22 protein-coding genes and 2 tRNA genes are annotated in these 24,259 nt (G+C 71.4%); 6 read left to right on the forward strand and 18 right to left on the reverse strand.

The genetic code is table 11. The features are described from left to right. Window positions 1–37: 37 nt before the first annotated feature. Window positions 38–1,507 carry a catalase gene (locus AW27_RS10875; RefSeq protein ID WP_037919618.1) on the reverse strand — a complete coding sequence of 490 codons (1,470 nt, stop codon included), beginning with the start codon at window positions 1,505–1,507 and terminating at the stop codon, window positions 38–40. A gap of 130 nt (window positions 1,508–1,637) precedes the next feature. Here AW27_RS10875 and AW27_RS10880 point away from each other — a divergent pair, with 130 nt between their 5' ends. Beyond that, window positions 1,638–2,054, forward strand: a complete 417-nt coding sequence (locus tag AW27_RS10880; RefSeq protein WP_037920020.1) for a Fur family transcriptional regulator — start codon at window positions 1,638–1,640, stop codon at window positions 2,052–2,054. Window positions 2,055–2,194: 140 nt separating this feature from the next. Here the strand turns inward: AW27_RS10880 and AW27_RS10885 are convergent. The 4 genes from AW27_RS10885 to AW27_RS10900 form a co-directional block, all read right to left on the reverse strand. Continuing rightward, a tRNA-Met gene (locus AW27_RS10885) sits at window positions 2,195–2,268 on the reverse strand. A gap of 103 nt (window positions 2,269–2,371) precedes the next feature. Continuing rightward, complete coding sequence (locus tag AW27_RS10890) at window positions 2,372–4,219, reverse strand: tetratricopeptide repeat protein (RefSeq protein ID WP_037919615.1); 1,848 nt, start codon at window positions 4,217–4,219, stop codon at window positions 2,372–2,374. A 201-nt stretch (window positions 4,220–4,420) separates the two neighbouring features. Beyond that, window positions 4,421–4,494, reverse strand: a tRNA-Met gene (locus tag AW27_RS10895). A 52-nt stretch (window positions 4,495–4,546) separates the two neighbouring features. Then, on the reverse strand, window positions 4,547–7,426 hold the full coding sequence (locus tag AW27_RS10900; protein WP_052030311.1) for a UPF0182 family membrane protein: 2,880 nt from the start codon (window positions 7,424–7,426) through the stop codon (window positions 4,547–4,549). Between the two features lie 131 nt (window positions 7,427–7,557). Between AW27_RS10900 and AW27_RS10905 the strand changes: the two genes are divergently transcribed. Beyond that, a complete protein-coding gene (locus tag AW27_RS10905) occupies window positions 7,558–8,154 on the forward strand; it encodes a PPA1309 family protein (RefSeq protein ID WP_370466471.1) in 597 nt (198 codons plus the stop codon). Window positions 8,155–8,200: 46 nt separating this feature from the next. Here AW27_RS10905 and AW27_RS10910 read toward each other — a convergent pair whose 3' ends face one another. The 4 genes from AW27_RS10910 to AW27_RS10925 form a co-directional block, all read right to left on the reverse strand. Beyond that, the gene (locus AW27_RS10910) at window positions 8,201–9,292 is read right to left on the reverse strand and encodes a YlbL family protein (protein WP_037919608.1); all 1,092 of its coding nucleotides are present in this window, start codon (window positions 9,290–9,292) and stop codon (window positions 8,201–8,203) included. Between the two features lie 132 nt (window positions 9,293–9,424). Next, window positions 9,425–9,640, reverse strand: a complete 216-nt coding sequence (locus tag AW27_RS10915; RefSeq protein ID WP_037919606.1) for a hypothetical protein — start codon at window positions 9,638–9,640, stop codon at window positions 9,425–9,427. Window positions 9,641–9,806: 166 nt separating this feature from the next. Further along, window positions 9,807–10,268 carry a molybdenum cofactor biosynthesis protein MoaE gene (locus tag AW27_RS10920; protein WP_037919604.1) on the reverse strand — a complete coding sequence of 154 codons (462 nt, stop codon included), beginning with the start codon at window positions 10,266–10,268 and terminating at the stop codon, window positions 9,807–9,809. Between the two features lie 78 nt (window positions 10,269–10,346). Next, window positions 10,347–11,501: an SDR family oxidoreductase gene (locus AW27_RS10925; RefSeq protein WP_078556167.1), complete on the reverse strand. Its 1,155-nt coding sequence runs from the start codon at window positions 11,499–11,501 to the stop codon at window positions 10,347–10,349. Between the two features lie 194 nt (window positions 11,502–11,695). Here AW27_RS10925 and AW27_RS10930 point away from each other — a divergent pair, with 194 nt between their 5' ends. Together AW27_RS10930 and AW27_RS10935 are read left to right on the forward strand one after the other, a co-directional pair. Then, entirely contained in the window at window positions 11,696–13,114 is a 1,419-nt protein-coding gene (locus AW27_RS10930; protein ID WP_037919602.1) for a zinc-dependent metalloprotease, read from the forward strand. Then, window positions 13,111–13,647, forward strand: coding sequence for an NUDIX hydrolase (locus AW27_RS10935; protein WP_037919599.1), 537 nt, complete (start codon window positions 13,111–13,113; stop codon window positions 13,645–13,647). The genes AW27_RS10930 and AW27_RS10935 overlap by 4 nt, the downstream gene beginning before the upstream one ends. Window positions 13,648–13,725: 78 nt before the next feature. Here AW27_RS10935 and AW27_RS10940 read toward each other — a convergent pair whose 3' ends face one another. The 4 genes from AW27_RS10940 to AW27_RS10955 all read right to left on the reverse strand — a co-directional run bounded on the left by AW27_RS10940 (window position 13,726) and on the right by AW27_RS10955 (window position 17,529). Further along, window positions 13,726–14,481 (reverse strand): AIM24 family protein, encoded by a 756-nt coding sequence (locus AW27_RS10940; RefSeq protein WP_037919597.1) that lies wholly within the window; start codon window positions 14,479–14,481, stop codon window positions 13,726–13,728. A gap of 17 nt (window positions 14,482–14,498) precedes the next feature. Continuing rightward, window positions 14,499–15,179 (reverse strand): AIM24 family protein, encoded by a 681-nt coding sequence (locus AW27_RS10945; RefSeq protein ID WP_037919595.1) that lies wholly within the window; start codon window positions 15,177–15,179, stop codon window positions 14,499–14,501. 20 nt (window positions 15,180–15,199) lie between these two features. Then, window positions 15,200–16,816, reverse strand: coding sequence for a TerD family protein (locus AW27_RS10950; protein ID WP_037919592.1), 1,617 nt, complete (start codon window positions 16,814–16,816; stop codon window positions 15,200–15,202). A gap of 173 nt (window positions 16,817–16,989) precedes the next feature. Beyond that, complete coding sequence (locus AW27_RS10955; protein WP_052030310.1) at window positions 16,990–17,529, reverse strand: M48 metallopeptidase family protein; 540 nt, start codon at window positions 17,527–17,529, stop codon at window positions 16,990–16,992. A 220-nt stretch (window positions 17,530–17,749) separates the two neighbouring features. On the opposite strand from AW27_RS10955, the gene AW27_RS10960 reads away from it, so the two are divergent. Together AW27_RS10960 and AW27_RS10965 are read left to right on the forward strand one after the other, a co-directional pair. Next, window positions 17,750–18,904: a ThiF family adenylyltransferase gene (locus AW27_RS10960; protein ID WP_052030309.1), complete on the forward strand. Its 1,155-nt coding sequence runs from the start codon at window positions 17,750–17,752 to the stop codon at window positions 18,902–18,904. A gap of 74 nt (window positions 18,905–18,978) precedes the next feature. Next, a complete protein-coding gene (locus tag AW27_RS10965) occupies window positions 18,979–20,307 on the forward strand; it encodes an ABC1 kinase family protein (RefSeq protein WP_037919581.1) in 1,329 nt (442 codons plus the stop codon). 12 nt (window positions 20,308–20,319) lie between these two features. Here the strand turns inward: AW27_RS10965 and AW27_RS10970 are convergent, their stop codons facing one another. From AW27_RS10970 to AW27_RS10990, 5 genes are all read right to left on the reverse strand, one after another. Continuing rightward, on the reverse strand, window positions 20,320–20,529 hold the full coding sequence (locus AW27_RS10970; RefSeq protein ID WP_037919579.1) for a hypothetical protein: 210 nt from the start codon (window positions 20,527–20,529) through the stop codon (window positions 20,320–20,322). 100 nt (window positions 20,530–20,629) lie between these two features. Next, window positions 20,630–20,959 (reverse strand): hypothetical protein, encoded by a 330-nt coding sequence (locus tag AW27_RS10975; protein WP_037919577.1) that lies wholly within the window; start codon window positions 20,957–20,959, stop codon window positions 20,630–20,632. Continuing rightward, a complete protein-coding gene (locus tag AW27_RS10980) occupies window positions 20,956–21,327 on the reverse strand; it encodes a WhiB family transcriptional regulator (RefSeq protein WP_037919572.1) in 372 nt (123 codons plus the stop codon). Before AW27_RS10980 ends, AW27_RS10975 begins: the two co-directional genes overlap by 4 nt. A 183-nt stretch (window positions 21,328–21,510) precedes the next feature. After that, window positions 21,511–21,822: a hypothetical protein gene (locus AW27_RS10985; protein WP_037920017.1), complete on the reverse strand. Its 312-nt coding sequence runs from the start codon at window positions 21,820–21,822 to the stop codon at window positions 21,511–21,513. A gap of 179 nt (window positions 21,823–22,001) precedes the next feature. Beyond that, window positions 22,002–24,167 carry an ATP-dependent DNA helicase UvrD2 gene (locus AW27_RS10990; protein ID WP_172671289.1) on the reverse strand — a complete coding sequence of 722 codons (2,166 nt, stop codon included), beginning with the start codon at window positions 24,165–24,167 and terminating at the stop codon, window positions 22,002–22,004. Window positions 24,168–24,259 lie beyond the last annotated feature (92 nt).

A 24,259-nucleotide genomic window follows, 5' to 3' on the forward strand; every position in this document is an offset into this window, starting at 1 on the left:
CCGCGGCCCGGCGTCCTGCTACGGCAAGCGGTCCCGATCAGGCGCGGAGGGCCTGGACCGCGGCCTCCAGGCGCTTGCCGAAGTCGCCGTCCGCCCGGCGGAAGTTGTCGATCGCACGCTCGACGATGTCGTCGCGGGAGACCCTGGCGATGAAACCGGAGAGGTTTTCCACCAGGCGGCTCTTCTCCTCCTCGGAGTACAGCCGGTAGAGGTTGCCCGCCTGGACGAAGTCGTCGTCCTCGCTGTGCACGGGGGTGGCGTGGTTGCCGGTGCCACCGGTGACCGCGAACGGCTGCCACAGCGGACGACCGGTCTCGTGCGGGCCTCCGAAGCTGTTCGGCTCGTAGTTCTTCGCACCCTTGTGGCGGCCGTCGTACAGGTAGCCGTCTCGGGAGTTGGTGCGCGCCTCGGTGGCGTGCGGCCGGTTCACCGGCAGGTGATCGGCGTTGATGCCGACGCGGTAGCGGTGGGCGTCGCCGTAGCCGAAGAGGCGGCCCTGGAGCATCTTGTCCGGGGACGGGCCGATGCCGGGGACGAAGTGCGCCGGGCTGAAGATGGACTGCTCGACCTCGGCGAAGACGTTCTCCGGGTTGCGGTTGAGCTCCAGCGTGCCGATCTCGATCGGCGGGTAGTCCGCATGCGGCCACACCTTGGTGAGGTCGAAGGGGTTGAAGCGGTAGGTCGCCGCGTCGGCCGCCGGCATGATCTGCACCTGCACGGTCCAGGTCGGGAAGTCACCGCGCTCGATGGCCTCGCGCAGGTCGCGCTGGTGGCTGTCGGGGTCCTCGCCGGCGAGGACGTTGGCCTCGGCCTGGGTGAGGTTCTTGATGCCCTGGTCGGTCTTGAAGTGGTACTTGACCCAGAAGACCTCGCCGGCCTCGTTGTTCCACTGGAACGTGTGCGAGCCGTAGCCGTTCATGTGGCGGTAGGACGCCGGGATGCCCCGGTCACCGAACAACCAGGTCACCTGGTGGGTGGACTCCGGCGACAGACCCCAGAAGTCCCAGACGTTGTCCGCCTCCTGCGAGCCGGTGTACGGGTCGCGCTTCTGGGTGTGGATGAAGTCGGGGAACTTGATGGCGTCCTTGATGAAGAACACCGGGGTGTTGTTGCCGACGAGGTCGTAGTTGCCCTCCTCGGTGTAGAACTTCAGCGCCCAGCCCCGGGGGTCGCGCACCGCGTCGGCGCTGCCCAGGTTGCCCGCGACGGTGGAGAAGCGCAGGAAGGTCTCGGTCTGCTTGCCGACCTCGGACAGGAACGCGGCCCGCGTCCACTGCGAGACGTCGCGGGTCAGCGTGAAGGTGCCGTACGCGCCGGCGCCGCGGGCGTGCACCACTCGCTCCGGGATGCGCTCGCGGTTGAAGTGCGCGAGCTTCTCCAGCAGGAGCTGGTCCTGGACCAGAACGGGACCGCCGATGCCGGCCGTCTCACTGTTCTGGTTGTCGGCCACCGGCGCCCCGGCCTCGGTGGTGAGCGGTCCCTGCGTCACGTGCGCCTCCTGCATCATCGCTGCCTGTCCTGTCCTCGGCGTCAGCCGTACTCGATCCTACAATGGACATTGTCCAAGTCAAGTAAGGATCCAAGTCCGCACTGGTTCGGGAGTTACACCGAATCCCCTCACTGTTAGGCTGGTGTCCATGAGTGACCTGCTGGAACGACTTCGCGGACGCGGCTGGCGCATGACGGCACAGCGGCGTGTCGTGGCCGAGGTGCTCGACGGTGACCACGTGCACCTGACGGCCGACGAGGTGCACGCACGCGCCGTGGCCAAGCTGCCGGAGATCTCGCGGGCGACCGTGTACAACACGCTGGGCGAGCTGGTCTCCCTCGGCGAGGTGCTGGAAGTCGCCACGGACCGGCGCGCCAAGCGGTACGACCCGAACGCCTACCGGCCGCACCAGCACCTGGTCTGCGCGCAGTGCGGCGCCATCCGCGACGTCCACCCCGCGGGCAATCCGCTGGCCGACCTGCCCGACTCGGAGCGCTTCGGCTTCGTGGTGTCGGCGGTCGAGGTCACCTACCGCGGCCTCTGCCCGAACTGCGCGGGCGCCTGATCCCGGAAGCCGTGAAGGCCCCGACCCCCATGGGGGTCGGGGCCTTCACGGCTTCCGCGACCTCCGGGAATTCCCGGGCGCTTCGCGCGCGGAAACAACTCAGGGCCCGGATCCAATGGATCCGGGCCCTGAGTCTTCAGTAGCGGGGACAGGATTTGAACCTGCGACCTCTGGGTTATGAGCCCAGCGAGCTACCGAGCTGCTCCACCCCGCGTCGGTGAACCCAACGTTACGTGAAGGCCCCCGGCACATGCAAATCGGTTAACCGGGGACCGGTCCGGGGTCCGTCCGGGGGCCGGGCCCCGGCCTGGCGGGGGTCACGCCGAGAGCTCCTCCGCCAGGGCCTCGCGCAGCCGGGCCGCCCGCTCCGAGACCTCCGCGGGCCCCAGTTCCATGGCGCGGGCGCACCACTTCTGCCCCTCCGCGAGATCGCCGTGGCGGGCGGCCAGCAGGCCCAGTCGCAGGGCGGCGCGGCCGTGGCCGGCCACCGCCGCCCGGGTCCACCACAGCGCCGCCTCCGGCTCGCTGCCCTCTCGCGCCAGCAGCAGACCCAGGTTGAACGCGCCGTTGCGGGACCCGGCCTCGGCCGCCTCCCGGTACCAGCGGGCGGCGGACTCCATGTCGCCGCGGGCTGCCGCCAACATGCCGACGCGCACCTGGGCCCGGCGGTGCCCCAGCTCCGCGGCGCGCTCGTACCACTCCTCGCTCTCGGTGCGCGGGGCGCTGCCGACCGGCTCGCCCAGCGCCGGCGGCTCCGGCGGCGGGGCCAGCGACTCCAGCAGCGCGGCCAGGCGGAAGGCCGCCTCCGCGCTGCCGCCGCCGGCCGCGCAGCGCAGGTGACGCTCGGCCGCCCGCTCCTCCCCGTCCCGTACCAGCGCGATGCCGACCTGGAGGGCGGCGTCGGTGTGGCCCGCCGAGGCGGCCCGCTCGTACCACTTCAGCGCCGTACGGTCCTCGTCGCGGCTGGCGAAGAGGATGCCGAGGTTGAAGGCCGCGTCCACGCTGCCCGCCTCCGCGGCCTTCGAGAACCACGGCTCGGCGCCCGCCGCGTCGCCGACCTGGAGCAGCATGATGGCCAGCGCGTTGGCCGCCTCGCGGTGGCCGGCATAGGCAGCCCGCCGGTACCACTGCTCGGCCTGCGCGGTCCGGTCCTGTGCGGCGCACAGCAAAGCAAGGTTGTACGCCCCGTTTTGATCTCCGGCGTCCATGGCGGTCCGGTACCAGCGTTCCGCGGTCTGGGTCTCGCCCCGCGCGGCGTGCAACGCGCCCAGGGCGTTGGCGGCGTTGCCGTCGCCGTCTTTGGCCGCCCGGTGCCACCACGCGGCCGCGCTCTCCTCGTCGCCGGCGTCACGCAGCAGGAAGCCGAGCGCACACGCGGCCCGCGCCTCACCCTGCTTGGCGGAGGTCAGGTACCAGCGCCCGGCCTCCTTGAGCTCCCCACGCGCCTCCAGCAGGGCGCCCAGGTGGAGCGCCGCGCGCCGGTGCCCGCGGGCGGCGGCCTGCCGGTACCACTGCTCGGCCTCGGCGGGGTCGCCCTTGCGCAGGTGCCTGGCCAGCCGGTAGGCGGCCTCGCGGTGGCCCTGTTCGGCAGCAGCGCGGAACCACTGCTCCACGCCCTTGTCCCCGCGGTGCTCCAGCAGGTCGGCCAGCCCGTACGCACCCAGCGCGTGGCCGGATTCCGCCGCCTGGCGCAGCCAGTACTCGGCGGCCGGCTCGTCGCCGCGCTCGCGGAAGTGGCGGCCCAGGGCGTGCGCGGCGGGTGCGGACCCGGCCACGGCGGCGACCCGCCACCAGCCGGCGGCCTCGTCGGGGTAGCCCCGCTGGAGCAGCAGGACGCCCAGGTTGTTGGCGGCGGCGCGGTCCCCCTCGGCGGTGGCCCCGCGCAGGTAGGGCTCGGCGCCGTCCAGGTCTCCGCGGCGCAGCAGCAGCGCGCCGAGCACGCTCATGGCACCGGGGTCGCCCTTGTCGGCGGCCACCCGGTGCCGGGCCTCCAGCTCGGCGTCACTCGCCGCGTCGGTCTCGGCGAACATCTCCTGCGCGAACTCCGCATCGGTCAGCGCGGTCTGCGTGTCGGCAACGGGTGCCGACTCGTTGGCTCCTGTGCCCGCTTCGGCCTGCGCCCTCACAAACCGCCCTGTCTCCAGCAGAGTTGACCTGTCCCCCATAAATCCCATCGTCGCATCACCTGCTACCCGCGTACACCTGGTATGTCGCAGTCAGTGAGGTCACTACAGCGTTTTGTCGACATGCCCACAGTGGGGTAAGTCAAACACGCTCCTGCCCCAACTCACCCACCCCAGCTACCGCGTGTCCCGTCCGGACATGACGAAGGCCCGGATCCCATGGATCCGGGCCTTCGTCTTCAGTAGCGGGGACAGGATTTGAACCTGCGACCTCTGGGTTATGAGCCCAGCGAGCTACCGAGCTGCTCCACCCCGCGTCGGTGAAACCACAGTATCACGACGCGGGACGGAGCCCTCACCCATTGATCATCAACCGCCCGCGGGAGGGGGCGTGGCCTTCGCCTCCGCCTCGATCGCCCGCTTCAGCGCGGCCTTGATGTCGTCCTGGGCCTTGCCGAAGGCCGCCCAGTCACCGGCCTGCCGGGCCTTCTCGGCCTCCTCGATCGCCTTCTGGGCGTCGGAGAGGGCCGCCTTGACCGTCGGGTCCTGGTTGGTCGGCGGCGTGACGGTGCCCTCACCCGGCGGCTGGGCCGGCGGAACCGGTGTGGTCGGGGCCTCGGCCCCGAAGACCACGTTCAGCGCCTTCTCCAAGGTGTCCTCGAAGGCCGTCTGGCCGCCATAGGTCACGAGGACCTTGCGCAGCAGCGGGTACTTCAGCCCGGAGCTGCGGACGTACACCGGCTCCACGTAGAGCATGCCGCCGTCGAGCGGCACCGCGAGCAGGTTGCCGTATTCGATCTCCGAGTCGCCACCGCGCAGCAGGCGGATGGACTCGGCGATCTTCGGCTCCGACTGGAACTTGCTCTGCACCTGGCCGGGGCCGTCCGGCGGCTTGCTCGTCGGCATCTTCAGAATTCTGATCTTGCCGTAGTCCTGCGTCGTCGGATCGGCGTTGACCGCCATGAAGGCGCTCAGGTTGGGCCGCTCGTTCGGCGTGAACGTCGTGGTGAGCGAGAAGACCTGGTCCTTCTCCTTCTGGCCCGGCATCTTCATCGACAGGTAGTACGGCGGAACCGCCGTGCCGGCCTTGGTCGTCGGGTCGTCCGGGACGGCCCAGGCCTCACTGCCACTGAGGAAGGTCTGCGGGTCGGTGACGTGGTACCGGGTCAGCAGCTCCCGCTGGACCTTGAAGAGGTCCTGCGGGTAGCGGAGGTGCTCCATGAGCGGCTCGTCGATCTCGCTCTTGGGCTTGACCGTGCCCGGGAACGCCTTCATCCAGGTCTTCAGGACCGGGTCCTCGGTGTCCCACTGGTACAGGTCCACCGAGCCGTCGTAAGCGTCGACGGTGACCTTCACCGAGTTGCGGATGTAGTTGACCTGGTTCTCCTGGGCCACGACGGCCCGCTGGCTGTTGGTGAGCGAGTCCGCGGTGCTCTGCCCCAGCGTGGTGCGCGAGGCGTACGGGTAGCCGTTGGTGGTCGTGTACGCGTCGACGATCCACTTGATCCGGCCCTCGACCACGGCCGGATAGGGTGCGCCGTCGATGGTCAGCCACGGGGCGACGGCCTCGACGCGCTCCTTGGGCGTGCGGTTGTACAGGATCCGCGAACCCTCGCCGATGGCGCCCGAGTACAGGATCTGCGGCTCGTTGAAGGTCAGCGCGTAGGCGGCCCGGTTGACGGGGTTGTCGAGGTTGACGCCGGAGCCGCCCGTGTAGCTGGTCTCCTTCTCGCCGTTGTCGTCGGAGTAGTCGAGCTCCTTCTGCGGTCCGCCGACGATCGAGTACTGCTTCGTCTGCTCGCCGTAGTAGATCCGCTGCTCGAAGTCCGTGCCGAACATGCCCTTGGAGGGGAGGTCGGACTGGGTGAAGTCGGGGGCGCCCTGGTCGCCGACGGTGGTGCCCTTGGCCGCGACCACGCCGTAGCCGTGCGTGTACTTGAAGTGGTCGTTGATCCAGTTGTTCTTCGGGATGCCGCCGATGTTCAGCTCGCGCAGTCCGATGACCGTGTCCTGGCCGCTGTACCGGTCCACGGCCAGCGTGGACGGGAAGGCGTAGTAGCCCTTGACCTGCTGGAGCTGCTGGAAGGCCGGCGAGACGATGTTCGGGTCGAGGAGCCGGATGCTCGCGGTGGAGTCGGCCTGCGAACGCAGCTTGGTGCGGTCCGCCGTCTGCGAGACGCCCGGGTAGTCGGTGACCTCGGAGCCGGCGATCCCGTAGGCCTCGCGCGTCGCCTTGATGTTCTTCTGGACGTACGGGGATTCCTTGGCCTGCTCGTTCGGCTGGACCTGGAACTTCTGCACGATCGCCGGGTAGAGCCCGCCGATCAGGATGGCCGAGAGCACCATCAGGCCGAAGCCGATCACCGGCAGCTGCCAGGTGCGGCGCCACAGCGTCGCGAAGAACAGCACGGCGCAGATCGCGGCGATGGCCACCAGGATCGTCTTCGCCGGCAGGTAGGCGTTCGCGTCGACGTACCGCAGACCGGTCCAGTTGTCGGCGGCCTTGAAGTCACTGGACTTCACGGCGAGCCCGTAGCGGTCGAGCCAGTACGCGACCGCCTTGAGCGTGACGAAGAGGCCCAGCAGCACCGACAGGTGGCCGGTCGCGGCGGCGGTGGCCCGGGCGCCCGGGCTCGTCACGCGCAGTCCGCCGTACAGGTAGTGCACGACGGTCGCGGCGATCACCGACAGCACGACGGCGGCGAAGCCGAAGCCGAGCAGGAAGCGGTACCAGGGCAGGTCGAAGGTGTAGAACGACACGTCCATCCGGAACTGGGGGTCCTTCGTGCCGAAGGGCACCCCGTTCACGTACATGAGCCAGGTCTTCCACTGGCCGGCCGCCGAGGCTCCGGCGATCAGGCCGACGAGCACCGAGATGCCCAGGAGCAGCCACTTCTTGTACGGGGCGATGCTCATCCGGTAGCGGTCGAGGCTCTGCTGTTCCATCGACATCGCGCTGAGCGGCGGCCGCAGCCGGTGCGCCAGCCAGATGTTCAGCCCGACCGCGCCCGTCATCAGCAGCCCGAAGACGCTGAAGAGGCCGATCTTGGTCCACAGCGTGGTGGTGAAGACACTGGAGTACTTCACGGAGCGGAACCAGAGCCAGTCCGTCCAGAAGCCGGCGAACATGATGAAGAGCATTCCCAGGACGGCCAGCACGCCCAAGGTCATGAGAAGAGTGCGAGCACGCCGGGAGGGGCGTCCGACTCTCATCCGTGGCCCGGAAGGGCCTCCGCCGCGGTCCGGCATCTGGAAAGCCAAGGTGCGCACCTCGAAAGTCGCTGAGTACTGGTATGGATCGGACCCCCGATCGTAGAGCCCATTCATGCAACTTACTGAGGCCCCGGTCAGTTCCCGGTATGGGTCGGAAAGGAGGCAGGATGTTGTCCATGTCCAACGTTTCGCCTTCCCCCACGCCGTCCGACGAGCCGACTCCGCCGACGGCCCCCATGGCGGCCAGTCCGCTGACCCGCGCCTGTCTCGAGATCGACGAGTACGCCGCCGGCCTCGGCTGGGACAAGCCCGCGCGGCTGTTCGCGCTGGTCGACACCGCCCGGCTCAAGAAGCAGGAGCCGCGCCTGGCCTCCCAGCTCGGCCTCGACACGGACGACGCCGGCAAGAGCTCCCTCACCCCGATCGAGCAGGACACCGTCCCGTCCGGAACCCCGCTCGACACGTTCCTGGGCACCATCGCCTGGCCCGACGCCGTCATCGGGTGTGCGCTGACCGTCGAGCGCCTGATGCTGCCGCCGTCCGCGGAGGCCTCCGTACCGGAGGGCCTGAGCGACAAGCAGCTGGCGAAGTGGGTCGCCGGGCATCCGGAGCGGCAGGAGGTCCGGATCACCGTGGCCGTCCTGCGCGACGGCTCGCGCGAGACAGCCGTACGACTGCGCGAGAAGGACTCCGCGACGGAGGTCCTCACCGGCGGGGGCCTGGTGCCGGGACTGGCCGAGGCCCTGGCCGCGACCTTCGCCTAGGGTCCGTCACCGCCGGACGGACCCCGGCCCCGGGGAGGGCGACCGGTCAGGGCTTGGCGCCGCACTGCGGCAGCCCGGCCGTGTCCCCCTTGCCGATCTTCTGCAACGACTTCATGGCGTCGTCGATGGTGGAGACCTTCACCAGCGTCAGCCCGTCCGGCACGTTGGATGCCGCGGAGGCGCAGTTGTCGGCAGGAGTGAGGAAGTACTCCGCACCGGCCTTGCGGGCGCCGATGGTCTTCATCTGGATGCCGCCGATCGGACCGACCTTGCCGGCGTCGTCGATGGTGCCGGTGCCCGCGACGAACTTCCCGCCGGTCAGGTCCTCCGGAGTCAGCTTGTCGACGATGCCCAGCGCGAACATCAGCCCGGCGCTCGGGCCGCCCACGTCGGCGAGCTTGATGTCGATGGTGAACGGGAAGGTGTGGTCGGAGCCGGCCCGGATGCCGACGATGGCGCGGCCGTCGCCCTCCGCCTTGCCGGTGGTGATGGTGACCTTGGAGGTGCCTGCGGGCTCGCGGCCGGCCTTCGCGGCCGCGGCGGCGTCGGCGGCGGGCACGATGGTGAACTCGACCGGTTCGCCGGGCTTGCGCTTCGTGACGAGCTTGGCCACGTCCTCGGGGGCGGTGACGGGGGCGCCGTCCACGGCCTTGACCACGTCACCGGCGTGCAGCAGGCCCTCGGAGGGGCTGTCCTTGACCACGGAGGCGACGATCACCCGGGCGGTGACCGGGATGTCGAGCTGCCGGAGCGCCGCGACCTTGGCGCTCTGCTGGGACTGGCTGAACTCCTCGGCGTTCTCCTGGGTGGACTCCGCGTCGGTCTTGCCGTTCGGGTAGAGGTTCTCGTGCGGGACGACGATGTTGTCGCCCGCCAGCCACCCGTAGACGGCTTCCACCAGATTCATGTCGTAGTCGGCGCCCGTGACGCGGACCGTCGTCATGTTGAGGTGACCGCTGGTCGGGTACGTCTTGCGCCCCGAGATGCTGAGGACGGGCTCACCGTGCGAGTCCCCGAGCGTGTTCACGGTCGGGCCGGGGCTCATCTCGGAGTACGGGACCTTGATGAAGACCCCCGCGCAGAGCAGCGCGAACAGCACCAGGGTGGAGGCGAGCATCGTCGCGGTGCGGCGTGGCATGGATCCGACAGTACGGGACGGCCCCGGCGAGCGGCCCTCGGGGCCGGTCCGTACGGGGTTCGTCGGCGAAACTCTCAGCGGAATCTCACGGTGCGGGGTCGGGGTGGACGCCCCGCGCCGGGTCGGACCGCGTCAGACGGTGTCGGAGGCGGAAGCGGCCTCGGCCTTCGCCCTGACCTGATCCGCGCTGCCGTGACCCTGGCCGTTGCCCATGGCTTCGCGGAACCGCGCGTAGCCCGCGAGCTCGGATATGTCGCCCTGCGTGCGGTCCCGTGCCGCCCAGCTGCCCCATATCGCCGCGCCGATCGCGGCGAACAGCGGAATCAGCAACCACGCCAGAGATCCCATGGGCGCGCCTCCCTGCCCCGAAGTGCGTTTCGTTGGTGGCTTCAACGCTCGTGCCCATGGGGGGGTTACGCAAATCGAGGGCGTGTTGCGCGGCCGATCGGGTGTGAGGGTATCCGCCCGACGATCACGCTCCGCGACCGGGGTCGGCCGACCGGGGCCGACGGCGTCAGCAGGCGCCGACCCACTCCTCCGAGCCGTCCGCGAAGGTCTGGTGCTTCCAGATCGGGACCTCGTGCTTGAGGTCGTCGATCAGCATCCGGCAGGCCTCGAAGGCCTCGCCGCGGTGCGGGCAGGAGACCGCGACCACCACGGCCAGGTCACCGACGGCCAGGTCGCCCACGCGGTGCACGGCGGCCAGGGCGCGGACCGGGTACTTGGCCACGACGCGCTCGGCGATCCGGCGCATCTCGGCCTCCGCCGTCGGGTGGCAGGAGTAGCCGAGCGCATCGACGTCGGCCCCGCCGTCGTGGTTGCGCACCGTGCCGACGAAGAGCGTCGTACCGCCCGTGGCGTCGTCGCCGACGGCCCGGAAGACCTCGTCGATCGAGAGCGGGGTGTCGCGGATCGCGAGCAGCCGGACGGGGTCCTGGGCGGCCTGCTCGCCGGGGTGGTCGAAGTGCGGTGCCATACCGTCCATCGTGCCCCAGCCGCCGACCCGGCGGAATAGCTGATTCGCCCGGCCCGCGGTGCCGGCCTTGGGAGCCTCCTACAGGACCGCCGCGGCCGCGCCGAGCAGGGCCACCGTCGCGCCCGCCGCACCGGCGGCCGTGGCGGCGTCCCTGCGGCCCAGCCGGCGGCCGGCGACGGTGTGGCGGCCCGCGACCTCCTGGAGGAGCTCGGCGAGGACCTCCTCGTTGGTCCAGCGCGGCCGCCAGCCGGCCGCGTGCAGCCCGCTGACGCTGACCACCCAGGGGTGCATCGTGTACGCCAGGTCCCCGGCCGGGGACGGGGTCAGGCCGATGCGGTGCAGGCGGGCCGCCGCGCCCAGCGCGACCGCCGAGGGCAGCTCCATCCGGCGGATGCCGCTCAGCTCCTCGACCTCCTCCTGCTCCAGCCACCCCTCGCAGCCCACGGCCAGCTCGCCCTCGACCTTCTCCAGGGCCGCGTACTCCAGGGCACTGACCAGGTCCTCCACGTGGCAGAACTGCCAGGTGGGCCGGGATCCCGCGACGACGAGCAGGCGCGGGGACTCGAAGTACCGGGTCAGGGCGGTGTCGGTACCGCCGACGAGCACCGCGGGGCGGACCACGGTGACGTTGAGCCCGGGGTGGGCGCGGGGGGCCCGTCGGCCGAGCCGTTCGATCTCCAGCAGGTCGCCGACACCGGTCGCCTCGGCGGTGGCCCGCAGCTCGGAGTCCTCCGACAGCGGGATGTCGTTGTCGGGCAGGGCCCCGTAGACCATGGCGGAGGTGCACAGCACCACCCGGTGCACGCCGGCCGCGGCGGCGGCCGTGAGGACGGTCTGGGTCCCGCGCACGTTGTATGCCGTACGGGCCGCCGGGTCCGTCTCCAGGTCGAGGTCGAGGGCGAGGTGGACGACGACGTCCGCGCCGCGCAGCTTCTCGGCGATCGCGGGGTCCCGTACGTCGAGTACGTGCCACTGCGCGTCCGCGCAGTCGCCTCGCCGCTCGTCGATGGCCACGACCTGCCTGACCTCGTCGGAGGCGGCGAGGCGGGTCACGAGGGCTGCACCGACGCCCGAGGCGGCGCCGGTCACGGCGATCACGGGGCTGGGCCGACGGGGGCCTTCCGGGTTTCGCGGCTGGCGAACGCCGGGGGCGCCGTCGCCGTGCTCGGGGCGGTCGTCGTCCTGCGTCGCGCGGCTGCGCTTATCCGAAACGTGCGGATCTGGGGAACTCACCGGGCGTCTCCAGCGGTTGTCTTCAGTAGGGACGCGCCGTGACGCGGACCCACCAGGTGATGTCCATCCTGCCGCAGCCCAGGAGTCGGCGGAGCACCGAGCCCGGATGCGGGCTCCGGTGTCTACGCTGGGTGGTGTTGTCGGACCATTGCCCGTCGGCACCCGCCGACGGCCCTACGAGCCGAGGAAACCCCGTGAGCGACACCCCATTCGGATTCGGCCTTCCGCCGGAGGAGCCGGACAACGGCGACGAAGGCAAGAAGAAGGGCAACCAGGGCGGTCAGGGCGGCCCTGCGAATCCCTTCGGGTTCCCCGGCATGGGGCTGCCGGGCGCCGGTGCCCCCGGCGGCGCGGACAACCCGTTCGCCGCGATGTTCGGTTCCATGAACCCGAACGACCTCGGTGCGGCCTTCCAGCAGCTCGGCCAGATGCTCAGCTACGAGGGCGGTCCCGTGAACTGGGACATGGCCAAGGACATCGCCCGCCGGACCGTCGCGCAGGGCACGGCGGACGGCGTGAAGGACACCAGCGTCGGCATCGCCGAGAAGTCGGCCGTCGAGGAGGCCGTGCGCCTGGCCGACCACTGGCTGGACGGCGTGACCTCGCTGCCCTCCGGTGCCACCACGGCAGTGGCGTGGAGCCGCGCCGAGTGGGTCGAGGCCACCCTCCCGGTGTGGAAGGAGCTCGTGGACCCGGTCGCCGAGCGCGTCGGCGCGGCCATGGGCAGCGTGCTGCCCGAAGAGATGCAGGCCATGGCGGGCCCGCTGCTGGGCATGATGCGCTCCATGGGCGGGGCCATGTTCGGCCAGCAGATCGGCCAGGCCGTCGGCGTCCTCGCCGGCGAGGTCGTCGGCTCCACCGACATCGGGCTGCCCCTGGGCCCGGCGGGCAAGGCCGCGCTGCTCCCGCTGAACATCGAGGGCTTCGGCCGGGATCTGGGCGTGCCCTCGGACGAGGTGCGGCTGTACCTGGCGCTGCGCGAGGCGGCCCACGCCAGGCTCTTCGCGCACGTCCCGTGGCTGCGCTCGCACCTGTTCGGAGCCGTCGAGGGCTACGCGCGCGGGATCAAGGTGGACACCTCGAAGCTGGAGGACGTGGTCGGGCAGCTGGACCCGTCCAACCCGGAGCAGCTGCAGGAAGTCCTGCAGGGCGGCATGTTCCAGCCGCAGGACACTCCCGAGCAGAAGGCCGCCCTGGCCCGCCTGGAGACGGCGCTCGCGCTGGTCGAGGGCTGGGTCGACGCGGTGGTGCACGAGGCCGCCAAGCCCCGGCTGGCCTCGGCGGACGCGATGCGCGAGACCATGCGCCGGCGCCGCGCCTCGGGTGGCCCGGCGGAGCAGACCTTCGCGACGCTGATCGGCCTGGAGCTGCGCCCGCGCCGCCTGCGCGACGCCTCGCGCCTGTGGGCCTCGCTGACCGACGCGCGCGGGGTGGACGGCCGCGACGGCCTGTGGGAGCACCCGGACATGCTGCCGACGGCCTCCGACCTCGACGATCCGGACGGCTTCGTGCACCGCGAGCAGCTGGACTTCTCCGAGATCGACAAGATGCTCGGCGAGGCGGCCGAGAAGCGCGGTCAGCAGGGCGACGGCGAGGGCGAAGAGAACAAGTGAGCCTCCACGACGACGCGGCCCTGGTCCTGAAGGGCTACGAGGACCAGAGCGAGCTGCGCGACCTGTACCTGGCACATCTGGCCGCCCATCCGGACGGGGTCTACAAGCCCTGCGAGGCGGGGCACGTCACGGGCAGCGCGCTCGTGATCGACCCGGTGGGCGGACGGGTCCTGCTGACCCTGCACAAGAAGCTGGGGTTGTGGCTGCAGATGGGCGGCCACTGCGAGCCCGGTGACACGACCCTGGCGGACGTGGCCCTGCGCGAGGCCCGCGAGGAGTCCGGCATCGAGCACGGGCTGACCCTGGTGCCCGGCGGTCCGGTGCGCCTGGACCGGCATCCCATCCCGGCGCCCTGCAACTGGCACCTGGACGTGCAGTACGCGGCACTGGCCCCGGCCGACGCCGTGGCGGAGATCAGCGAGGAGTCACTGGACCTGCGCTGGTTCCCGTACCAGGAGGTGGCCTCGGTGGCCGACACCTCGGTGGTCCTGCTGCTGGAGGCGGCCCGTGCGCGGCTCGCCGCGGCGGGCTGAGCCCGCGGGCTGCCCAGCGGCATGACGAAGGGGCGGTCCCGTGCGGCCGTGCGGGACCGCCCCCTCCGCCGTACCGGATCAGTTCCAGCCGTTGCTGTGGTTCTGGGCGTGGACGCCCTGCTGGCCCATCCCGAACTGCGCGGCGAGGCCCTGTCCGACCTGGGCGTTCTGCGGCGGCAGCGCCTCGCTGGGCTGCACCAGCGCGATGCCCGTGCCGAGGAAGCTGAGCTCCCAGCCCTCGCCGGTGTTGCCGCGGCGCCGCCAGACACCGCTGGAGTGCGTCTGGGCCTGCATCTGCACCCGCAGCGAAGTGGACCAGGCGACGATGGCGTCCGCGTCGACGTTGACGTACTTGTCGGGCGTGACGTGCATCATCAGCGGCTGCCCGGAAGTCATCAGGGCGACCTTGCCGTGGCCGGAGATGTTGAGCTGGTACTTGCCGGATCCGGAGATCCCGTACTGGCTGTCCACCGCGATGACCTCGGTGTGCAGGGTCGAGTCCAGGGCCAGGACGTAGCTGCTGTCGACCGTCAGGCCCTCCTGCTCGACGTCCACGACGTGGACGTGCTGGGCCAGGTTGGCGAGGTAGACCGTGCCCTGCCCGGAGCAGCGCATGAGGTCCAGGCCCTCACCGGTGCGGCGGCGGGCGCCCCGCTGGTTGCTGCTCTGGTACTCGCCGTCGAAGTCGATCAGCCCCTGGTAGGCGACCATCGCGCCCTTGCGGGCGAGTACGTCGTCGGAGCCCGTCAGGGAGACCCGCAGCAGTTGCGGGTTCTGGACGGTGTACCGGTCCTGGGACTGCGCCTCGGAGTGGGCGAAAAGTGCGCTCTGCATGATGTGTACGCTCCCCCTCAGCCCCGGACCCGGAGCCGGTCGGTGCTGTCCTCGCTGGGCTGTACGACGACGATGCCCTGGCCGGAGAAGGCCATCTGGTAGGCCTCTCCACTGCCCCGGCCGATCATGGACGAGGCCTTGAAACTGCGCTTGCCCTTGACCTTCAGGTTCGGCGACCAGGCGACGAGCGCGTCGGGGTCGACGTACGTCTCGTCCTCGCCGCGGCCGCAGTCGACCACGATCGGAGTGCCGCGCGAGGTCAGCGCGACCCAGCCGGTGCCCGCGACCTGGACGTTGAACAGGCCCTGGCCGGCGAACTTGGCCAAACCCTTGACCCGCTCGACGCCCCACTGGAGGTGCGCGTCAAAGGCGAGGAGGTTCGTGCCGTTGACCGACAGCGCGTCGTTGTCGAGATGGATGACGACGATGTCGGCGCCGTAGTCGGCGAGGTACAGGAGACCGTCGCCGGTGCACTTCATCAGGGGTGCGCTCTCGCCCGTGACCCACTGCGATGCCATCTGGCGGACGGCCGGGGGGTTCGGCTCGTACTGCACGAAGCCCTCGTAGGCGACCATCGAGCCGGTGCGGGCGAAGAGGTCCTGGCCGCTCTGCATGGCGACCTTGAGCATCGACGGCCCGTGGTTTTCCATGCGGGTCGTCACCGGGGTCGGGGCGAAGCCCACGAGCTGCTGGTTCATTGCGTTCATGCCGGGCTCCCTCAGACCTCGTACGGCTGGACGACGATGAAGTTTCCGGGAGCGCCGCGGAACTGGAGGTTCACGGTCTCCCCGCTGTGGCCGGGGTAGGCGTTGCGCCGCAGCCGGACCTGGCTGGACAGGATCACCTGCGAGGCGGCCGACCACGCCACGATGGCGTTGCTGTCCGCGAAGGTGGTCGGGGTGACGGGCAGGACGACCGGGACGCCGTGGGTCTTGACGACCACCGTGCCGGTGCCCTGGAACTGCAGGGTGAACAGCGCGCCGCCGGGGATGCCATGGCCCTCGATCCGGCGGACCTCGTGCTGGAGGGACTCGTCGAAGGCGAGGACATTCTCCGCGGAGACGCAGATGGCGTCGCCCTGGAGCTCGATGGTGTGCAGGTGGGCACCGTTCTCGGCGAGGAAGACCTGGCCGCGGCCGGTGCAGCGCATCAGCTGCATCTCCTGGCCCGTGGCGTTGCCGACGATGCGACCGGCGAATCCGGCGCCCTTGTAGGCGAAGTCGACCTTGCCCTGGTAGAGGACCATGCTGCCCTGGCGGGCGAGGACGGCCTGGCCGCCCATCGAAAGGTCGACGCGTACGAGCTGCTGGTTCTGCGCGGTCCAGCGGGAGCCGGTCGGGGCCTCCTTGTACGGCTGGAGCGCCGCGGCGAGGCCGGCCGCCGGGGCGGCGGTCTGCGGGGCGTAGCCGGGCTGCTGGCCCGGGACCTGGCCGAAGCCCGGCTGCTGACCGTAGGGGGCGGGGGCCGGGGCCGGCGGCGGCACCTGGCCCGGGTACTGGCCGGGGACCTGGCCGTACGAGGGCTGCTGCGGCAGCTGACCGTAGGGCGCGGGAGCCTGCGGGGCGAGCGGCGCGGCTATGGTCGGCGCGGCATGCACCGGGGCGGGGGCCGCGTGCTGCGGGTACTGCGGCGGCTGCGGGGCGGACGGTGCGGGGGCGGGCGCGCCGAACGTCGGTGCAGGCGCCGGGGCCGGGACGGGGGCGGGGGCGGGGGCGCCGAAGGACGGCGCGGGGGCCGGGGCGGCCGCCTGCGGCGGCGGGGCGAAGCCGGGGGCTACGGCCGCCGGGGCCTGCTCCTGCGGCTGCTCCTCGGCGACCTCTCCGCCGAAGTTCTTCAGGAGGGACTCCAGCCCGCCGTCGAAGCCCTGCCCGACGGCGGCGAAGCGCCACACGTCCTTGCGGTAGAAGTCGCCCAGCATCACGGCCCGCTCGGTGCTGAACTCCGAGCCGGTGAAGGAGTACCGGACGACCTCTTCGCCACCGGCCACGATCCGGATGTAGCCCGGGCCGATCTGCGACATCTGTCCGGCGCCGTCGATGCTGGCGGTGAAGGACAGCTTGTGGAGGGACGCCGGAACGCGGTCCAGGGTCACCCGGAAGGATTCCGTGTCACCGGCCTGCGCACCGAGCAGCTGAATGGACTCTTCCGGCGACGTGGGCTGGTTGAAGAAGACGAAGTAGCGGTCGTCCGAAAGCCGTTCGTCGGCGTCCAGACCGAAACAGCTGATGTCGAGGGTGAGTCCGGGCCCGGCGATCTGGACGCCCACGTACAGATCGGTGCCCGCTGTGAGATCACTGACCTTGGCCTTGTGGCCGCGCTGGAATTCCCTTGCCATGCGTAACGACGTCCCCCATCCCGACTGAGCATTCGTGCCGCTCAGGCTAACGGCATACGGCGGCATCCGACCAAGCCGGTACCAACCCGGTACAGATCACGGAGTGCGACACCACGGGTGGTCCGGGGTGGGGCCGCGGCCCGGTCCCGGACGGGCCGCTCCGGTGGGCCGGGTCACTCCTCGCGGGCGGCGGGCACCTGCGGCAGGCGCTCGGCCGCGACCACGCCCTCCAGGTAGCCCCGGGCCCGCTCGGTGCGCGGGTACGCCTCCAGCAGCTGCCAGAAGCGGGGGCCGTGGCCGGGCACGAGGAGGTGGGCCAGCTCGTGCAGGAGCACGTAGTCGACGACGTACTCCGGCATGCCCTGGAGGCGGTGCGAGAGCCGGATGCTGCCTTCGGCCGGGGTGCACGAGCCCCAGCGGGTGTTCTGGTTGGTGACCCAGCGGACCGAGCGGGGGCGGGCGCGGCCGTCGAAGTACTGCTCGGACAAACGCTCGGCGCGTTCGGTGAGTTCCGCGTCCCCGAGGGTGCGCTTGCTCTCCTGGGCGGCCAGCTTGTCGAGCATGACGCCCACCCAGCGCTGCTCCTCGGCCTCGGACATCCGGGCAGGGATCAGGACGACCGTACGATCACCCTCGCGATAGGCGGATACGGTCCTGCGGCGGCGCGCGCTCCGGCGGACTTCGACGGCGCGCGGCGGTGGGTCGGCGGACACGCCACGACGTTACCCGGTGTCGGCGGCGGAAGTCCCGCGCGTCCGGGGTTCGAACACGGGCGGTTCGTCGTCGGACCCGAAAGGCATTCCTCTTCATCCCATATGCCGAACACCTCGTACCTGTGGACAACTTTCTGCGCGGTATCCGACGGACGGGCATTGTTGCCGGGGAGCGAGAAATGGGACCGAGCTCGTTCGCACGGATATCGAGGGGGCGTTCATGTTTCCGAGGGTGAAGCCCGCGCTGGCGCGGGCCTGGCGCGATCTGCAGACGGTGCAGTTCGGGGTGACTCCGGCACACGCGGTGGTGCTCGGGCCCGTGGACACGGCTACGGGTGCGCTCATCGACCGGATCGACGGGACGCGGGGGATGGGTCTGCTGCGGGCCGAGGCCACCCGGATGGGGCTGCCGGAGGGGCTGGCCGACGCACTGGTCCGACGGCTGGCGGGGGCCGGTCTGCTCGACGACGCCACCGCGGGCGGGCCGCGGGCGCAGGCCCTGCGCAGCCATCCGGAGGCGCTGGAGCGACTGGGCCCGGACCTGGGTTCCCTCTCCCTGGTCCACCGCGAGCCCGGCGGGGACCTGCGGGGGGTCGCGGCGCGCCGGGCGATACGGGTCCGGGTGCGCGGGAGCGGCCGGGTGGGTTCGGTGATCGCGGCCGTCCTGGCGGGAGCCGGTGTGGGGCGGGTCGACGTGCTCGACGGGGGGCGGGTGGAGCCGGCCGACGTGGCGCCCGGCGGCCTGGGGCCCGCGAGCGTGGGCCGGATGCGGGCCGGGGCCGCGGCCTCGGTGGTCCGCTCCGCGGCACCCGGTCCGGGTCCGCGGGCCGGAGCGGAGGAGGGTCCGGAACCCGGGCTGGCCCTGGTCGTGGTCGCGCCGAGGGACGGGCTGCATGCCTGGGCGCCGGATCCGGACACCGCGGCCGACTGGGTCGCCTCCGGGATTCCGCACCTGTACGCGGGGGTGTTGGAGGGGACGGGGCTGGTGGGGCCGCTGGTGCTGCCGGGCACGACGGCGTGCGCCGGGTGCATGGAGCGCGACCGGGTGGACCGGGACGCGGCCTGGCCGAGGATGCTCGTGCAGTGGCGCTCGTCGCACCGCCGCCGCGGGAGCGCCGCCTGCGACCTGGGCCTGTCCACGGCGGTGGCCGGGCTGGCAGCAGCCCATGCGCTCGCCTTCCTCGACGGGCAGCTGCCCGCCTCCGCGGGCTCCCGCTGGGAGGCCGCCCTGCCCGGCCTTCACTGGGAGCCGACGGCGGTCCGCCCCCACCCCGACTGCCCCTGCGGGGCGGCCCCGGAGCCCGCAGGGCGAGCCCGGTCGGCCGGGCGGACCGCGGGAAGAGGATCGGGAGCGGACCCGCCCGGAGGGCCGTGACAGGATGCTCCGGACCGGAGGGCTTCTGCCGAACCGCCGCTTGCGGCTCAGCTGCCCGGGAAATGGAGGGGCGCATGTCTGATCTTCCCCGGAAGGCGGTCACCCGCACCGTCAAGCTGGCCGCGTTGCCGATCGGCATCGCGGGACGGGTCACCTGGGGGCTGGGCAAGCGGATCGGTGGCAAGTCCGCCGAGATCGTGGCGCGCGAGCTCCAGCAGCGCACAGCCGAACAGTTGTTCCGCACGCTCGGGGAACTGAAGGGCGGCGCGATGAAGTTCGGGCAGGCACTTTCGGTCTTCGAGTCGGCGCTGCCCGAGGAGGTCGCGGGCCCCTACCGGGCGGCGCTGACCAAGCTCCAGGAGGCGGCCCCGCCGCTGCCCGCGGCGACGGTGCACCAGGTACTGACGGACCGTCTGGGGGCGGACTGGCAGGACCTTTTCGAGGAGTTCGAGGACGAGCCGGCGGCGGCCGCCTCGATCGGGCAGGTGCACCGGGCGGTGTGGCACGACGGCCGTCAGGTGGCGGTCAAGGTCCAGTACCCGGGGGCCGGTGAGGCGCTGCTGTCGGACCTGAAGCAGCTGGGCCGGTTCGCGGGGCTGCTGGGCCCGCTGGTTCCCGGCATGGAGATCAAGCCGCTGATCAAGGAGTTGCGCGACCGGGTGGCGGAGGAGCTCGACTACGAGCTGGAGGCCGAGGCCCAGCGGACACACGCCGACGCCTTCGTGGACGACCCCGATGTGATCGTCCCGGACGTGGTGCACCAGGGCGACCAGGTGCTCGTGACCGAATGGCTGGACGGGACCCCGCTGTCGGAGGTGATCGCCGACGGCACCGAGCAGGAGCGCGACCGCGCGGGGCAGCTGCTGGCCCGGTTCCTCTTCTCCGGTCCCGCGCGCACGGGCCTGCTGCACGCCGATCCGCATCCGGGCAACTTCCGGCTGATACCGGGGGCGGACGGCCGGATGCGGCTGGGCGTCCTGGACTTCGGCACGGTCGACCGGCTGCCCGGGGGCTGGCCCAGGCCGATCGGCAGGTCCCTGCGGATGACGCTGGACGGCGACGCCGAGGGGGTTTACGGCCACCTGCGCGCCGAGGGGTTCGTGAAGGACACCGTCGCCCTGGAACCGGACGCCGTCCTGGACTATCTGAAGCCGATCATCGAGCCGGCCGAGGCCGAGGAGTTCACCTTCACCCGGCCGTGGCTGCGCGGCCAGGCGGCACGGATCGCCGATCCGCGCTCCCCCGCTCACCAGTTGGGCCGACAGATCAACCTGCCGCCCTCGTACCTGCTGATCCACCGGGTGACGCTGAGCACCATCGGCGTGCTGTGCCAGCTGGGCGCTACCGTGCGACTGCGCGACGAACTGGACACCTGGCTGCCCGGGTTCGCGGCGGCCGAATGACGGCTTCGGCCGTCACCACCAGGAGGAGTCGAGCCTTCCCTCGATGGCCCTGAGGTTGGCGCGGGCGCACTCGACGCAGAAGTACTCCCTGGTCCCGTTCTCCACCGAACAGGTCCAGGTGGGCGGGGCTCCGCCGGGGGACCGTCTGCCGCAGCGCGCGCAGACGACGACGGGCTGGGCCTCGGATCCCGACGGGTCGGGTTGGGGAGTCGGCGTGTCCACCTCCGGACGATACATCCGCCGGGGGTGGCCGGGCCCGCGCAACGCCCCGGGGGGACCGGTCCGTTCGGACCGGTCCCCCCGGGGGAGTGGCTTTCAGCTCTCAGTGCATGACGGCCATGGCCAGTGCGCGCCGGGCGCGCATCGAGACGCGCTCGGCCCGCCGCTGCATGCGGCGCGCGGCGACCAGGCGGACGGCGTGACGCTCGGCGTCCGCCTCACGCATGCGGTCGTCCATATGGGCGCGAGCCAGGGCTTCTGGGATGAGTTGCATTTCTCGGGTCCTGTTCTGACGCGAGGTGATCGCGCCGGTGGTGATGAAGTCTGCGTGGGCGGCGCCGTGGGGCTGCTCGCTCGTGGTGTGGGCGGTCATGAGGGCCTGCTTCAGGGGGTCGTGCGTGAGGGGGCGGTCGATGGTTCCGATGGCGGTCATGCCGAGACAACCGGGTTCTTGCGCGGACGGCCACGGGGGCGCTTCCGGGCTACGACGACACCCTGGACGAAGAGCTCGCCACCCCACACACCCCAGGGCTCGCGGCGCTCGACCGCTCCGGCGAGGCAGGCCTCGACCAGCGGGCAGGTACGGCAGAGGGACTTGGCGTACTCGACGTCGGCCGGGGACTCGGCGAAGAAGACCTCGGGGTCGAAGGTGCGGCAGGGAACCGGGACGCCGAGGTTCTCGATGGCGTCGTCGAGCGCGGTGAGCGCGGTGAGCGGGGTCAAGGCGTGGTCCTCCGGGACTGCGGGCGGGGAGATCGTTTGGGTCTGCGGTACGGACGGGGCGTGCGCTTCGAGTTGCACGGTGGTTTCTTCCTCGTCTTGTGCGGCTAGGCGTTCCGGCCGGTCGGCCGGGTTCGGCTGGTACCTGGTTCTGCCAGTCCCGAGGCCCCTTCTCTGCTGTAGCCCCCGGTCGGGGACAAACAGAAGGGCCGCGGATCCCGGGTGGGGTTCCGCGGCCCTGAAGGCGCCGGCCTGATCATGCGATCAGGCTGGATCACTCCAGGGTTCGAGCCCGCGGAAGGCCCACATCAGGTGGTACTGCTGCTTCGTCTGCTTCGTCAGGGATCCGGCACCGGCCGCGGCGGCGAATCCGTAGGCGCCATGCGCCTGGGCTTCTGCTGCCAGTACTGCCACCGGTGCCTGGGTCGGTCGCTCGTTGCGCTCACTGATCGCAAGGGTCGCGAGCAGGGCGGGGCGGCCGGCGGAAATCGCGGACGCACCGGTGCCCAGAGCGGAGACGGAACCGAGCAGGCAGGAGGCATCAACCGAGCGATCGGTCATTTTGGTGAAGGTCATGAAGCTGGTCACTGGTCTCGCCTCCTCTCGGCGTCTCGGGGACCCGGCCCGAGGGCCTGTCCCATGCGTATTCGGATAAGTACAGCACGGATCCGGGGCTTCGGAGAAGCCACCGTTTCCGTTGCTAAGAACCTATGGGTCTTCGCTGGGCATGTGCAAACTATTTTTCCGACGATTTTCTACGCGCCGTCAGGATCCCCCTCCTCAGGCTCCTGACCTGCACAGATGGCCAGAACATCGGCTCCGTACCGGTCAAGCTTGCGACCGCCCACCCCGGAGATCATCGCCAGCTCCCCCGCTTCGGAGGGCGCGGCCTCCGCGATCGCCATCAGTGTCTTGTCCGTGAAGACGCAGTAGGCGGGCAGGCCCTGCCGCTTCGACTGGACGGCGCGCCAGTCCCGCAGCCGCTCGTAGAGGCCTTCGTCCATGTCGGACGGGCAGTCCTCGCAGCGCATCAGCTTCAGCTCGCCGGCCTCGGTCAGCGTCCTGCCGCAGACCCGGCACAGCACCGGTGCGCGGCGGCCGCGCCCGGGGGCCGCCCGCTCGCCCGCGGAGCCCGTCCGGCTGCCCGGGGCCGCCGAGCCCGGCCGCAGACCGCTCAGGAAACGGCTGGGGCGCCGGGAGGCCCGCCCCCCGGGGGTGCGCGAGAGCGCCCAGGACAGGCTCAAGTGCAGCCGGGCCCGGGTGACGCCGACGTAGAGCAGCCGCCGCTCCTCCTCGACCTGGTCGTCGGTCCTGGCGTAGGTGATCGGGATCATGCCGTCGGTGAGGCCGACGAGGAACACCGCGTCCCACTCCAGGCCCTTCGCCGCGTGCAGCGAGGCCAGGGTGACGCCCTGGACGGTCGGGGCGTGCTGGGCAGCCCGGCGGTCGTCGAGTTCGACCGTGAGGTCCGCCAGGGTGGCGCCGGGCCGACTGCGCGCGAAGTCCTCGGCGAGCCGCAGCAGCGCCGCCACCGACTCCCACTGGTCGCGGACTGCGCCGGAACCGGCGGGCGGCTGGGTGGTCCAGCCGATGGAGCTGAGCACCGCACGGACCTGGGAGCCCAGGTCGACGACGTCGTCGAGCAGCGGGTCGTTCCCGCCCGAACGGGCCGCTCCGCGCAGCGCGAGGATGGCCTTCTGGACTTCCTGGCGCTCGAAGAACCGCTCGGCACCGCGCAGCTGGTAGGGCACCCCGGCGTCGGCGAGGGCCTGCTCGTAGACCTCGGACTGGGCGTTGATGCGGAAGAGCACGGCGATCTCGCCCGCCGGCACGCCCGCGGCGATCAGGTCGCGGATCCGGCGGGCGACGCCCTCGGCCTCGGCGGGCTCGTCCGCGTATTCGGCGTAGACCGGGTCGGGGCCGCTCTCGCGCTGGGAGACGAGTTCGAGGCGGTGCTCGGCCGCCCGCCCCCTGGCCTGCTTCAGCAGCCCGTTGGCGAGGTGCACCACCTGCGGGGTGGAGCGGTAGTCGCGGACCAGCTTGACCACGGTGGCCTGCGGGTAGCGCGTGCGGAAGTTCAGCAGGTGGTCGGGGGTGGCGCCGGTGAAGGAGTAGATGGTCTGGCTGGCGTCCCCGACGACGCAGAGGCTGTCGCGCTCGCCGAGCCACAGGTCGAGCAGCCGCTGCTGGAGCGGGCTGACATCCTGGTACTCGTCGACGACGAAGTGCTGGTACTGGGCACGGATCTGCTCGGCGATGTCGTGGCGGTCCTGGAGGATGCCGACGGTCAGGAGCAGCACGTCCTCGAAGTCGATCATTCCGCGGTCGCGCTTGAGCTGTTCGTACGTCCCGTAGATCTGGGCGATCTCGGCCATGTCCCTGGGGGCCTCCCGGCCCGCCTTGAGGGCGGCCATCGGATAGTCGGCCGGCACCGTCTGGGTGACCTTGGCCCACTCGATCTCGCCGGTCACGTCGCGCAGCTCGCCCCGGTCGAGGCGGATGCGGCAGCGGGCGCCGGCCTCGGCGACGAGCTGGATCTTGCGCTCCAGCAGCCGGGGCACGTCCCCTCCGACGGCTTTCGGCCAGAAGTACTGGAGCTGGCGCAGGGCGGCCGAGTGGAAGGTCCGGGCCTGGACCCCGCCCGCGCCGAGCGCGCGCAGGCGGCCGCGCATCTCGCCGGCGGCCCGGTTGGTGAAGGTGACGGCAAGCACACTGGCCGGCATGAGCTGCCCGGACCGGACGCCGTAGGCGATGCGGTGGGTGATCGCCCGGGTCTTGCCCGTACCGGCGCCGGCCAGCACACACACCGGTCCGCGCAGGGTCGTCGCGACCTCGCGCTGCTCCGGGTCGAGGCCCAGGAGCACCGCGTCGGCCGAGTCCGCGGCGGCGGGGAAGGACGAGGAGTGCGTTGCTGCTGTCACTCCGCCATGCTGCCAGGTCGCGTGAGCCGGACGGGAAATCCGTCCACAGGAGGTGTGGATTCGTCGTATCGGTCACACCGGCGGTACGGATG

Source organism: Streptomyces sp. PCS3-D2, assembly GCF_000612545.2.
Lineage (GTDB): Bacteria > Actinomycetota > Actinomycetes > Streptomycetales > Streptomycetaceae > Streptomyces.